The 12,708-nt window shown below is 32.5% G+C and carries 13 protein-coding genes; 12 read left to right on the top strand and 1 reads right to left on the bottom strand.

All coding sequences use genetic code 11. From position 1 onward, the window contains the following. Positions 1-32: 32 nt before the first annotated feature. The 8 genes from BUA21_RS04695 (at position 33) to BUA21_RS04660 (ending at position 8,730) form a co-directional block, all read left to right on the top strand. Positions 33-2,939: a sigma 54-interacting transcriptional regulator gene (locus BUA21_RS04695; RefSeq protein ID WP_072743595.1), complete on the top strand. Its 2,907-nt coding sequence runs from the start codon at positions 33-35 to the stop codon at positions 2,937-2,939. A 119-nt stretch (positions 2,940-3,058) separates the two neighbouring features. Then, positions 3,059-3,463 carry a PTS sugar transporter subunit IIA gene (locus BUA21_RS04690; protein WP_072743593.1) on the top strand — a complete coding sequence of 135 codons (405 nt, stop codon included), beginning with the start codon at positions 3,059-3,061 and terminating at the stop codon, positions 3,461-3,463. 23 nt (positions 3,464-3,486) lie between these two features. Beyond that, a complete protein-coding gene (locus BUA21_RS04685; protein WP_072743591.1) occupies positions 3,487-3,966 on the top strand; it encodes a PTS system mannose/fructose/N-acetylgalactosamine-transporter subunit IIB in 480 nt (159 codons plus the stop codon). 22 nt (positions 3,967-3,988) lie between these two features. Further along, a complete protein-coding gene (locus tag BUA21_RS04680; protein ID WP_234973674.1) occupies positions 3,989-4,747 on the top strand; it encodes a PTS mannose/fructose/sorbose/N-acetylgalactosamine transporter subunit IIC in 759 nt (252 codons plus the stop codon). Next, on the top strand, positions 4,737-5,579 hold the full coding sequence (locus BUA21_RS04675; RefSeq protein ID WP_199228845.1) for a PTS system mannose/fructose/sorbose family transporter subunit IID: 843 nt from the start codon (positions 4,737-4,739) through the stop codon (positions 5,577-5,579). Before BUA21_RS04680 ends, BUA21_RS04675 begins: the two co-directional genes overlap by 11 nt. 37 nt (positions 5,580-5,616) lie before the next feature. Then, complete coding sequence (locus BUA21_RS04670) at positions 5,617-6,399, top strand: class I fructose-bisphosphate aldolase (RefSeq protein ID WP_072743588.1); 783 nt, start codon at positions 5,617-5,619, stop codon at positions 6,397-6,399. Between the two features lie 17 nt (positions 6,400-6,416). Continuing rightward, entirely contained in the window at positions 6,417-7,469 is a 1,053-nt protein-coding gene (locus tag BUA21_RS04665) for a zinc-dependent alcohol dehydrogenase (RefSeq protein WP_072743586.1), read from the top strand. Between the two features lie 106 nt (positions 7,470-7,575). Then, positions 7,576-8,730: an iron-containing alcohol dehydrogenase gene (locus tag BUA21_RS04660; protein WP_072743584.1), complete on the top strand. Its 1,155-nt coding sequence runs from the start codon at positions 7,576-7,578 to the stop codon at positions 8,728-8,730. A gap of 79 nt (positions 8,731-8,809) precedes the next feature. Here BUA21_RS04660 and BUA21_RS04655 read toward each other — a convergent pair whose 3' ends face one another. Further along, the gene (locus tag BUA21_RS04655; protein WP_072743582.1) at positions 8,810-8,995 is read right to left on the bottom strand and encodes a DUF1858 domain-containing protein; all 186 of its coding nucleotides are present in this window, start codon (positions 8,993-8,995) and stop codon (positions 8,810-8,812) included. A 165-nt stretch (positions 8,996-9,160) separates the two neighbouring features. On the opposite strand from BUA21_RS04655, the gene BUA21_RS04650 reads away from it, so the two are divergent. The 4 genes from BUA21_RS04650 to mgtE all read left to right on the top strand — a co-directional run bounded on the left by BUA21_RS04650 (position 9,161) and on the right by mgtE (position 12,683). Further along, positions 9,161-9,538: a phage holin family protein gene (locus BUA21_RS04650; RefSeq protein ID WP_072743580.1), complete on the top strand. Its 378-nt coding sequence runs from the start codon at positions 9,161-9,163 to the stop codon at positions 9,536-9,538. Positions 9,539-9,671: 133 nt separating this feature from the next. Then, the gene (locus BUA21_RS15325; protein WP_408641318.1) at positions 9,672-9,971 is read left to right on the top strand and encodes a HesB-like protein; all 300 of its coding nucleotides are present in this window, start codon (positions 9,672-9,674) and stop codon (positions 9,969-9,971) included. Between the two features lie 132 nt (positions 9,972-10,103). Continuing rightward, positions 10,104-11,144, top strand: coding sequence for an Mrp/NBP35 family ATP-binding protein (locus BUA21_RS04645; protein WP_072743578.1), 1,041 nt, complete (start codon positions 10,104-10,106; stop codon positions 11,142-11,144). A gap of 201 nt (positions 11,145-11,345) precedes the next feature. Next, positions 11,346-12,683 (top strand): magnesium transporter, encoded by a 1,338-nt coding sequence (mgtE, locus tag BUA21_RS14525; RefSeq protein ID WP_132994871.1) that lies wholly within the window; start codon positions 11,346-11,348, stop codon positions 12,681-12,683. Positions 12,684-12,708 lie beyond the last annotated feature (25 nt).

Here is a 12,708-nt window from a genome sequence, read left to right as displayed (position 1 = left end):
AAATTTTGTCCTTGGAAGGATGGATATCTAAAATGACACGAAAAGAAATAGTATATGAAACTCTAAAGCGAATTTCAAAAGACATTTCTTTTGAAGATATAGAAAAAGGTTTTTTTGGTTTTGAAGCTATGGAAATTTCCGACCTAACTAAGATAGAAAGGGCAAATGTGAGTAGAGAATTAAACAATTTAGTTAAAGAAGAGAAAGTAATAAAAATATTAGGCAGACCTGTATATTTTGTTGATAAGGAAATATTAGAGGAAATTACAAAAAAGAAATTCGATGAAAAATGTGTATTTGAGTCCTTTGAGGAACTAGGAACAATTCTGAATGAAGAAAAATATAACGAAAAAGATAAAGATAATGACAAAATTGGACAAGATCCTTTTAAAAAGATAATAGGAGCAAAAGGAAGCCTTGAATTATCTATTAAACAAGCAAAGGCTGCTATACTTTATCCGCCAAGAGGACTTCATACTTTAATTACTGGTCCTACGGGTGTAGGTAAAACTACTTTTGCAGAGCTGATGTACAAATATGCTTTACTGAATGGAAGAATAAAGAAGAATGCAGAATTGGTAATATTTAATTGTTCAGAATATGCAGAAAATCCTCAACTTATTTTGTCTCAATTGTTTGGGCATATGAAGGGAGCCTTTACTGGAGCTGATAAAGATAAGGCAGGACTAATAGAAAAAGCAGATGGAGGAATAATTTTATTAGATGAGATACATAGATTGTCACCAGAAGGGCAAGAGATGCTCTTTTTATTGATGGATAAGAACAAGTACAGAAGATTAGGGGAAACGGAAAGTTTCAGGAAAGCAAATGTTTTAATCATAGGAGCTACTACTGAAGATATAGGGTCTACTTTGTTGAGGACATTCTTAAGAAGGATCCCTGTAGTTATAAAATTGCCTTCTTTATATAAGAGACCTATAACGGAGCGTTTTGAATTAATTGTGCAATTTTTCAAGGATGAAGTAGGTAATGTAAAGGTGCCAATAAAAGTATATAAAAATGTGATGGAAGCTCTTTTGCTTTATGATTGTCAAGGAAATATAGGACAATTAAAAGCTGATATTCAGCTTTTATGTGCCAGAGGCTTTCTAGAATTTAAGACTTTCAATAAAGAAGAGATAGAAATTGATACACCACTTCTTCCAGATTATATATATAGTGGCCTTTTAGATATTGAAAGAAGGAGAAATGAAATAATTCATTTGATGAGATTTAGTATAGAGGACTTTTATTTATTTACTGATTATGATAAAGAAAAAATTGTATCCATAGATAATTATAAGATATCCGATAATCTTTACCGAGAAATAACAGAAAAATATAATGATTATTTAAAAAATGGCTATTCTCTTAAAGAGATAAACGAAATAATAAGTTGCGAAATAGAGCGATATTTAAAAAACTTGCTAAAAAAATCCAACACAGAAAAAGGTTTTCCGGAAAAAGAAGAACTGTTTAAAATAGTGAGTCCTAGAATTTATAATGCTGCTGTAATGGCTGTAGATGCTGCAGAAAAAAAGTTAAATAAGAAGTTTAATGACAATATGGTGATAGGATTAACACTTCATTTTGGTGCCCTAATAGAAAGACTTAGTGAAGGAAAATTAAATTATAGTGAAGAAATAAATCAAATAGTATTAAATAATCCAGAAGAATTTAAGGTAGCAAGGCTGATGATGAAGATAGTGGAGGAAGAATTGGGTTTATCTATACCTTTAGAAGAGGTTGGTTTTTTAACTATGTTCTTAACTGCTCTTTCTCAAGGAAATAACAGCAATAAAAGAATTGGGTGTATAGTGCTATCTCATGGGAATAGTACTGCAACCAGTATGGCGGCTGTGGTTAATGAACTCTTAGGAACAAATTTTTGTAAAGCAGTAGATATGCCTTTAGATGCAAGAGTACAAGATGTACTAGAAAAAACTACTCAAATGGTTAAAGCAGTAGATGAAGGGAAAGGGGTAATATTGCTTGTGGATATGGGAAGCTTGACTGCTTTTTCAGAAATAATAACCCAAAAAACTGGGATAGAAACTTACTCTATTGAGATGGTTTCTACACCTTTAGTTCTTGAAGTTGTGAGAAAGTGCATGCTTCCTGAAATGACATTGAAAAAGTTGACTAAAGAACTAGATATAATATGCCCTTATATAGGAAGAAATGTAATAGATAATATGGTAGAAGAGTTAAATACAGAAGAATTAGTAATTGTGACAGTTTGTATAACAGGGCAAGGTTCAGCTATTAAGATAGCTAATCTAGTAGAAAATAATCTTCCTACAATCAAAGATAAAAAAATAGAACTAGTGCCTTTAAATATGAATGAAGTCAATGATGGAATAGATAAACTTAAAGAGAATTCGAAAAAAATATTGGCTATAGTAGGTTCAATGAATCCTAAAGTAGAAATTCCTTTTATATCAGTAGATGAAATTGTTTTAGGCAAGGGATTGGAAAAACTAAATAATATAATATTTGAAGAAGAATTTAATAGAGATAATGTTAAAAGTCATAATTATTTTAGTGAAGAAAAAATATTCGTTGAAGACGAAGAAAATATGTACATAGAGATGTTGGAAAGAGTATTGGTATTTTTAAATCCTATAAAAACCTATACTATAATTAAGGCAACTTTTGATTATATAGTCAATAAGGAAAACATTCCAATTGATGATTGTCTTAAGGTAAGTTATGTTGTTCATTGTAGTTGCATGATAGAGAGGATTTTTTTAGAAGAATCTTTGTATTATAAGGAAATTGATATTTTGATTGAGAAAGAAGTAGAACTTTATAATACTATAAAAAAAGCTATGGAGATAATAGAACAATCTTTTAGCATATATGTACCTGACACAGAAATAGGATATATAATAGATTTATTTAACACACATAAATATGGAATGACACAGATAGGTTGAAATAGGAAGTCTTGCTGTAAAAGCAGGGCTTTTTTTTATGACACAAAAGTTGGCATTAGATTTGCAATTAATAATGATAGTCGAAATAAAAAAATACAACAATGGAAAGGCGGGAAGACATGGTAGGAGTGTTAATAGTAACTCATGGGAAATTAAGCGTAGAACTACTTAAAAGTGCTGAGTTGATAGTTGGAAAGCAAGAATATGTAAATACTCTAACTCTCAATTATGGAGACAATGTAGAAGATTTAAAAAAAGAAATAAACAAAAATATAAAAGAGTTGGACGATGGAGATGGAGTATTGGTGCTAACTGATGTGTTTGGAGGTAGTCCTACAAATGCAACCATAATAAATATGAAGGATTTAAACTTTAGGGCCATTACAGGGGTGAACTTACCCATGCTTTTAGAACTTTTCTGTATGAGGGATGAGCTTGATTTAAATGATTTAGCAGAAAAAGCCTTTAAAGCTGGAAAAGAAGGCATTAAAGATTTAAATGAAATATTAGCAAATGCAAATTAGAAAAATACAAAAGGAGTGATATTATGGCAAATATTGTACTTACGAGAATTGATGACCGTCTAATACATGGACAAGTAATGACTGCTTGGGTTAAACACACAAAAGCTACAAAAATAATAATTGTAGATGATACAGTTGCAAAGGACGATTTTATGAAAACGGTTCTTACGATGGCAGCACCTCCAGGAATAACAGTTGAAGTTTATGATGTAAATCAAGCATCAGAGGTTCTTAAGCAACCTTCACCAGAAAATGAAAGAATACTAATACTTGTAAAAGTACCAAAGACAGTAGAAGGGTTACTAAACAATGGAGTAGATTTGAAAGAAATGATAGTTGGAGGAATAGGAGCTGCTCCTGGAAGAAAGAGACTTTACAAAAATATATCCATATCTGAAGAAGAAAGACAATCTTTATTAAACATTATTGACAAGGGCGTAGAAGTAAATATTCATATTGTTCCAGATGATCGTCCGCAGCCAATAGAAAAATGTCTCAAATAATTAAAATAAGGAGGGAAAGACAGTGAAGATTTCTGTATTACAGGCAATATTGATAGGACTTATATATTATCTAGGAACGTCTACTTGGTTGTTTGGAGTAGGTTTCTACACTGTATATAGGCCTTTGGTTAATGGTTTCTTAGTGGGGCTAGTATTAGGAGATCCAGTACAAGGAACTATAATTGGAGCCACTGTTAACTTGATGTATTTAGGGTTTATTTCAGCGGGTGCATCTTTACCTGGAGATCCTTGTTTAGCAGGTACTTTAGGGACTGCTATAGCTATAGCATCTGGTATTGAAGCTGAAGCGGCTCTTGCATTGGCTGTGCCTGTAGGTATGCTAGGTACTATAATATGGTTTGCAAAAATGACTGTAAATGCGTTCTTCCTTCACAAATCTGACAAATATGCAGAAGAAGGAAATGTAAAAGGAGTTGCATTTATGGATGTGGTTCCATCACAATTGTTTTTATTTATTGTTTCATTTTTCCCAGTATTTTTCGCAGCATTATATGGACCAACTGCTATAAAGTCATTGTTAGATTTTTTAGGACAAAATGTGCTGCATTGCCTAATAGTTATTGGAGGAATGATGCCGGCTCTTGGCATTGCAATGAACTTGAAATCAATATTTAAAGGTGATAATAAGGCATATTACTTCTTAGGATTTTTATTAACTGTTTATTTAAAATTAGATATTGTAGCCATAGGACTTTTTGGAGCAGTATTTGCTTATATTCATATGAGATTAAAGAAAGGGGGAAATGAAGTTGCCAGCTAATAATGAAGTGAAAGAAGTTGAAAGAAAAAAGAAATTAACTAAAAAGGATATAAGAAAATCTTGGTTCAGATGGCTAACGTTTGCTCAATCATCATTCAACTACGAAAGAATGCAAGCTAGTGGATTTGCACACTCTATGTGTCCTATAATAGATAAATTATATGATACAAAAGAAGAAAAAGCACAGGCATTAAAAAGACATTTAACTTTTTTCAATACCAATCCTACTATAGGTACTTTGACTCATGGAATAACTATAGCTATGGAAGAAGAAAAAGCAAATGGAGCAGAAATATCTGATGATGCTATCAATTCTATAAAAACAGGTTTAATGGGGCCTTTGGCAGGTATAGGTGATACATTGACCCAAGGGGTTATCACTCCAATATTGCTAGCATTTGGAGTTGGATTGGGTAAAGAAGGAAATTTGATGGGACCTATATTATATATGGTTCTTATTTCAGTTGTGATTATCTGGTTAAGCTACTCTTTATGGATGAAAGGCTATAAATTAGGTAGAAGTGCTGTTGAACAAATACTAGGCGGTGGAGTATTTAATGATGTAATTCAAGCTGCGGGTATTCTTGGCTGTACAGTCATCGGTGCTTTGACTGGTAAATTTGTCAACATAACTACTCCTATAGAAATAAAGATAGGAGAGACAGCAGTAGGGCTACAAGCAGATTTATTTGATATGGTTATGCCAGGCTTATTGCCTTTATTGTTGACTCTTTGGACATATAAACAACTTGAAAAAGGCAAAAGCCCTGTAAAAGTAATGCTTTATATTATGGCTATAGGTGCTGTAGGAAGTATCTTGAAAATATTTTAGTGTAATAAATAAATTTATATATTAGGAGGTTGCAAATATGAAAAGAAGATTAAACAATATTTTTAAAAGTGATGGCAAATCGATAGTTTTAGCAATAGATCATGGTGGTGCTTTCAATGTGTTGCCAGAGCTAAATAATACAGGAGAAATAATAGAAAAATGTAAAGAAAGTGGCATAGATGCAATATTGACTACCTATGGAATAGTAACAAGTTATCAAAAAGAAATAGGTGATTTAGGCATTATCTTGAGAGCAGATGGTGGAGTTTCACAACTTGCAAAGACTAGAGACAAAAGTGTAGAAGTTCTTTATTCAGTAGAAACTGCTTTAAGAATTGGTGCTGATGGAATGCTTTGTATGGGATTTCCAGGAGCAAGCAACGAAGATACAACATTAAAGGGGTTAGCAAGACTTGTAGCAGAAGCAAATGAATGGAATATGCCTATAGGTGCAGAAATGCTACCAAGAGGATTTGAACCAGCTGAAGATTCAAGAACACCTGAAAATGTTGCTTTTGCTTGTAGATTAGGTGCAGAAATAGGTGCAGATTTTATTAAAACTGATTATACAGGAGATAAGGAATCTTTCAAAAAAGTTGTAGAAGGTTGCTATAAACCTGTATTAGTTCTCGGAGGAAGTAAGGCAAAAGAAGATAGGGATTTATTGCAAATGATTAAGGATTCTATGGATGCAGGAGCAAGAGGTGTTATCATTGGTAGAAATATATGGAGACGTCCTGACCCAGGAAAAGTATGTGCAGCAATAAATGCTATAGTTCATGAAAATGCAGAAGTAGAAGAAGCTTTGAAACTTCTTTAAATATAGGAGGTAATAGTATGAACCAAAAAATGAAGGCAGCAGTCATAACAGAAGTAAATAAAGTAGAATTGTTAGATGTGAAAAAACCAACTCCAGGAGAAGGAGAAATATTAGTTAATATAAAAGCTTGTGCTCTATGTACTTGGGAACAAAGAACTTTTTCAGGAGTATTAAAAATGCCTCTACCATTTTTAGGTGGTCATGAAATGAGTGGAGTTATTGAAGAAGTAGGAGAAGGAATAAATTTAGAACAATATCCAATAGGACAAAAAGTATCATTAAGAACTCTATATTCTTGTGGAAGTTGCTATTATTGTAGACAAGGCAAAGAAAATATGTGTATAGAAGCAGGTAAACCAGTAGTTGACAAACACAAAGAAATTTGGGGGCCTGGTGGATTGGGAGAATATTTAGTAGTGACCCCAAAAGAAATATTCAAACTTCCTAATGATTTACCTTTTGAATATGGTGCTTTAACTGAACCTTTGGCATGTGTAGTAAATAGTGTAGAACAAGGGAAAGTTGAATTGGGAGAAGATGTAGTGGTAATAGGTGCAGGTATCATGGGTTTACTTCATGTAATGGTATGTAAACTTAGAGGAGCTAGAGTTATATTGAGTGAACCAAGTGTTGAAAGAAGAAAAATAGCTGAAGAATTAGGAGCAGATGCAACTTTTGACCCAACAAAAGAAGATCTTGTAGAGAAAGTTAAGAGTTTGACTGAAGGAAAAGGTGCAAATGTAGTATTCAATACTACACCTATTGCAGCAGTAGCACAACAAGCAATAAATGCAGTTGGGAAATTGGGAAGAGTAGTAATGTATAGTTCAATACATCCAGACAAACCAATAGAAGTTAGCCCTCAATGGCTTCATAGCAAACAAGTAGAAATTACTGGTGCAGTAAGCCCTACTATCAAATCTTTCCAAACTTCATCAATATTGTTGTCAAAGAGATTGATAGTGCCTGAAAAATTAATTACAGCTAAATATCCAATAGAAGAGGCTCAGGCTGCTTTTGAATTAGCAGTTAAACCTGATTCTTATAGAGTTATTGTTACTCAAAAATAAAAAGAATTGTGAGATTATATGATTAAATCATATAATCTCACAATATATAAAAAAACACCTATATATATTTTAATAGAATAAAAATATTTGGCAATGGGGTGAATACATGAATTTGAAAAATTTTTATAGTGTTAATGCTATTTTTGGAGAAGGTACTATAGAACATTTGCAAAAGATAGAAAAAAACCATATAGCTATCTTAATGGGAGGGAAAAGTCAACAGTCTGTGGTAGATGCTATAACAGACAAATTTGATAAATTAGGCAAAGAATGGCGAATAGTTGGAAATATAAAAAGAGAACCTCATATGGAAGATATTGAAAAGCCATTAAAAGAGGTAATAGATTTTAAACCAGATTGCATATTAGCCATAGGTGGTGGTTCTGTAATGGACAGTGCCAAGGCTATTTGGATATTTTATGAATATCCAAATCTTAAATGGGATGATGTAATACTTCCAAATCCAGTGCCTAAATTGGGAAATAAAGCTATACTCATAGCTATTCCTACAACCAGTGGAACAGGTTCTGAAACCAGTAGCTGTGCTGTAGTAGTAGATAAGAAAAAAATGGAGAAAAAATTAATAATAAGCCAAAATATTTTACCAACATTAGCCATATTAGATACACAACTGGCGTGTACTATGCCTAAACATGTAGCAGCTAATAGCGGGATGGATGCCTTCACTCATGCATTAGAATCAGCAACAAGTAATATGAATAATTCAATAGTTCAAAGAATATCTTTAGTAACACTTTTAGATATATTCAAGTATTTGCCAACATCAATAAATGGAGCTAAAGATTCAAAAGAATTTAAAGAAGCAAGAGAAAAAATTCATATAGCATCTTATTTAGCGGGAATAGCAATAAACAATGCAGGAACAGGTTTAGCTCATATTTTTGATCAAGTAGGACCCAAATTAAATATTCCCCATGGACTTACTTGTGCAATACTTCTTCCTTATACAATTGAATTCACAGAAGAACATCCATTTTATCTTGAATTGGCCAAAGTTTTAGGATATAAAGAAGAAAAAGGGTATGCTAGATTTTTAGCCCAAAAAATAATTGAATTAAATAAATCTGTAGGAATACCACCAAGTTTTAGTGAAATGGGAATAGGTGAAAAAGAATATTTGGAAGCTATGAAGGAAGATATAGAAACTTCTATAAATTCTGGGGGATTACAATTTGCGGCAAAAGTACCTACTTATGAAGATGCTGAAAAATTCATGCTAAAAGCATATTATGGAAAATAACCTTTTGGTTTTACCAAAAGATTATTTTAACAAAAAGAGCTATTTGAAAATTTTCAATAGCTCTTTTTTTTCATTGCATTTATTGATTTAAAGCTCTTAGAAGTTCTTCAAGATCTATACCATGAACCATAGCTGCTTCTTCTAGTGATTCCATTTGGCTTGATGGGCAACCTATGCAACCCATACCAAATCTCAAAAGAGTTTCAATAGCTTCTGGTTTATTGCGAACTATTTCGCCTATCAACATATCTTTTGTTATTTCCATTTTTTTGGCCTCCTTTAAAATCTTATAAAACTATATTATATATTAACATATTTCATATACTGTTTATACCCCCAATTTTATCATTCCACATATTTTTAAAAATATTTAATTTTTTTTGCATAAAAAAAATTAATGTGGAGATTATTTATAACAGGAGGTGTTTATATGGATAATAATGACAACAACAACAGAACCAAAGACACTAAAAATACTAGTGTAGGAGAAGTACTTTTAAGAATTCTTATCACTGCCATAATAGTGGGAGTAGCAGCACTACTTACTCCGGGATTTTCAATAAATGGAATATGGAGTCTCATTATAGCATCTATTGTGATTGCTCTTCTTGATTACTTTATACAAAAGATTGCAGGAGTAGATGCCTCGCCTTTTGGGAGAGGAATTACAGGTTTTATCATTTCAGCAATCATATTATATGTTACAAAATTTATAGTTCCTGGATTTAACATATCCGTATGGGGAGCCATAATAGGAGCTTTAATCATAGGTATTTTAGATGCTATTATTCCCGGAAGAGCCATGTAGTGAAAACCCTCCAGCTAAATTTTTAGCTGGAGGGTTTATTTGTGTTTGACAGCTTAAAAAATATAATATATAATATGATTAAAGATACCCACAGGGGGTATATATAGTATAGAAAATCAAAAGGAGGAAAACTATGAATATAGAATTGACTCAGATAGCAAGAGAAGAATTGAGAAAATATTTAGAATCAAAAAATAATTTAAATAAACCTCTAAGGGTTTATGTTGCGGGTCTTGGCTGAGGTGGTCCAACTTTTGGATTAGCTCTGGATGAGCAAAAAGATGATGATAGCATAGTTAAAGTAGATGATTTCACATTTGTGCTAGATCAAGATATAGTCAACAATTTTGATGAATTCAATATTGATTATTCAAACAACTGGTTGAGAAGAGGTTTCCAAGTCACAGCAGGACGCGGAGGTTCATATTGCTAAAAAGATAGGTATTTGCCTATCTTTTTTCTATTGTATTGGATATAATAGAGTTAAGGTGTTACTAACTGCTGCGACAGCGGGGACGGTTCTCGCTGTCGCAAAACCGTAAACATTAGATGAGGAGGTTAGAAAATGGACAAAAATCAAATATATGCTGCACTTCAAAATGTATATGATCCTGAACTCAATAGAAATTTAGTAGAACTAAATATGATTAAGGATGTTTCGATAGATAACGGAAATGTTGAAGTTGTAGTTGCATTGACTACTATAGGATGTCCGCTGAAAAATAAGATGAAAGAAGATATTCTAAATGAAGTAGGAAAAATAGAAGGAGTCAAAAGCGTAAAAGTTCAATTTGGTGAAATGTCAGATAAGGAAAAAGAAGCCCTATTTGGGAAGAAAAAAAATTCTTTAAATTCTTTTGAAAATACCACTATACTAGCTATTGGAAGTGGAAAAGGTGGAGTAGGAAAATCTACTGTTACAGCCAATTTAGCTATAACATTGGCAAATATGGGATATAAAGTAGGGCTGATAGATGCAGATATATTAGGATACAGCATACCTCAGATAATGGGCATAAAAGGTGTGAGACCAGTGGCCATTGGAGAGCAAGCTATCCTTCCTATAGAAACTCATGGAGTAAAAATCATGTCTATGGGCAATCTAGTAGAAGAAGATGAAGCACTTATTTGGAGGGGACCAGTTCTTTCAGGAGTGCTTGAACAGTTTATGAATGAAGTATATTGGGGTGAATTAGATTTCTTGCTCTTGGATTTGCCTCCAGGAACTGGAGATATACCACTTAGCATCATGCAAGAAGTAAAAGATGCCAGGTTTTTAATAGTGACAACTCCACAGATTACGGCTAAGGGTGTAGCAAAGAGATTGGGTATTATGGCTCAAAAGACCAATACCGATATAATTGGAGTTATAGAAAATATGTCTTATTTCCAATGCGATAAATGTGGTGAAAAACACTATATATTTGGCTCCGGAGAGGGAGAAAAATTAAGTAGAGAATTAGATGTAAGCTTTTTAGGTGAGATTCCATTACTTAAAGAAATTAGAGAGGGAAGTGATAAAGGTATTTCACCAGTAGTAGATTTAAACTCTCCAGTTGGTAAAATATACAAAGCTATTGGAGAAAAAATAATTGAGGATATTTAAAAAAAATGTTGAAAAATCTACTATAATAGAATAGTCTATAAATATAGTATAATATATCCACACCTATGGAAGAATTAAATTGGAGGTGATGAAAATGGATTCTGGGCCCTTATCTGGTAGTCCGAGTAGAAAACTTAATACTAAAAGGGAAGAACCATATTCATCACTTTTGTTTATGGTTTTTCCAAGGGGGGATTTTTAATGGGTGAAAGAAAAATTGAAATGCTATTAGAACAAAAGAAGTATCGCGAGTTGAGAGAAGAGCTTATTCAGATGAATCCAATAGACATAGAAGAAATATTGGAAGAATTGGATATAGCTATAGCACTTATGTTGTTTAGAATGTTGCCTAAGAATGTAGCAGTAGATGTGTTTTCGTATTTTCCAGTAGATAAACAAAAGGAAATAGTTGGTTGTATCACGGATAAAGAATTGGAGTATATTATAGATGAATTGTACTTTGATGATATGATTGACTTACTTGAGGAAATGCCAGCAAATGTTGTGAAGAAGATATTGCTAAATTCAAATCAAGAAGAACGAAAGCGTATAAATCAATTTTTAAACTACCCACAAGATTCAGCTGGAAGTCTTATGACTATTGAGTATGTAGACTTAAAGAAAGAAATGACAGTTGGAGAGGCATTAGCTCATATAAAAGAAACGGGTCTTTCTAAAGAAACAGTGTATACATGCTATGTAACAGATTCCAATAGAAAATTAGAAGGAATAGTTTCTCTAAGAAAGCTTGTAGTCAATGAAGAAAATGAGAGTATAAAAAATATCATGAACAGAGATGTCATATATGTAAATACTCATGACGATCAAGAAACTGTAGCTGCACTCTTCAGAAAATATGGTTTTATAGCCCTTCCAGTAGTAGATAAAGAAAATAGACTTACTGGCATTATAACTGTTGATGATATAATGGATGTTATAGACAAGGAAAACACAGAAGACTTTCAAAAAATGGCTGCCATGTCTCCATCAGAAGATGAATATTTAGATACTGATGTTTTTAGCTTAGCCAAACATAGAATAATATGGTTGTTATTTTTAATGATATCAGCTACTTTTACTCAGAGAATTATAACAAGATTTGAAGATGTACTTCAGTCTACAGTACTCTTGGCTTCTTTTATACCTATGCTCATGGATACTGGAGGAAATGCAGGAAGTCAATCTTCTACATTGGTGATTAGAGGTTTAGCTTTGGGTGAAGTGCATCCTAAAGATATAGGGAAAGTCGTATGGAAAGAATTCAGGATAAGTATCATAGTAGGAATAGTACTAGCTTTGGTGAATTTTTTGAGAATATATTATATAGAAAAAGTTAATATTTATATCGCCTTGACAGTATCTGTGACTTTATTTTTCACTGTCATAGCTTCAAAAGTAATAGGTGGTATACTTCCTATTGCAGCCAAAAAATTAAAAATAGATCCAGCTATAATGGCAAGTCCACTTATTACAACTATAGTGGATGCATTGAGTCTAACAGTTTATTTCACTATAGCTTCATTGATTTTGCATATTTAAATTTATTTCACACTGGAGGAGTGGC

The organism is Sporanaerobacter acetigenes DSM 13106 (genome assembly GCF_900130025.1).
GTDB lineage: Bacteria > Bacillota > Clostridia > Tissierellales > Sporanaerobacteraceae > Sporanaerobacter > Sporanaerobacter acetigenes.
This window is presented reverse-complemented; position numbering and strand designations above follow the sequence as displayed.

Excerpts from the sequence above, each read along its gene's own strand:
- BUA21_RS04650 (WP_072743580.1), top strand. The coding sequence starts at position 9,161 with ATGGATAATAATGACAACAACAACAGAACCAAAGACACTAAAAATACT.
- BUA21_RS04670 (WP_072743588.1), top strand. The coding sequence starts at position 5,617 with ATGAAAAGAAGATTAAACAATATTTTTAAAAGTGATGGCAAATCGATA.
- BUA21_RS04655 (WP_072743582.1), bottom strand. The coding sequence starts at position 8,995 with ATGGAAATAACAAAAGATATGTTGATAGGCGAAATAGTTCGCAATAAA.
- mgtE (WP_132994871.1), top strand. The coding sequence starts at position 11,346 with ATGGGTGAAAGAAAAATTGAAATGCTATTAGAACAAAAGAAGTATCGC.
- BUA21_RS04690 (WP_072743593.1), top strand. The coding sequence starts at position 3,059 with ATGGTAGGAGTGTTAATAGTAACTCATGGGAAATTAAGCGTAGAACTA.
- BUA21_RS04665 (WP_072743586.1), top strand. The coding sequence starts at position 6,417 with ATGAACCAAAAAATGAAGGCAGCAGTCATAACAGAAGTAAATAAAGTA.
- BUA21_RS04645 (WP_072743578.1), top strand. The coding sequence starts at position 10,104 with ATGGACAAAAATCAAATATATGCTGCACTTCAAAATGTATATGATCCT.
- BUA21_RS04695 (WP_072743595.1), top strand. The coding sequence starts at position 33 with ATGACACGAAAAGAAATAGTATATGAAACTCTAAAGCGAATTTCAAAA.
- BUA21_RS04685 (WP_072743591.1), top strand. The coding sequence starts at position 3,487 with ATGGCAAATATTGTACTTACGAGAATTGATGACCGTCTAATACATGGA.
- BUA21_RS04660 (WP_072743584.1), top strand. The coding sequence starts at position 7,576 with ATGAATTTGAAAAATTTTTATAGTGTTAATGCTATTTTTGGAGAAGGT.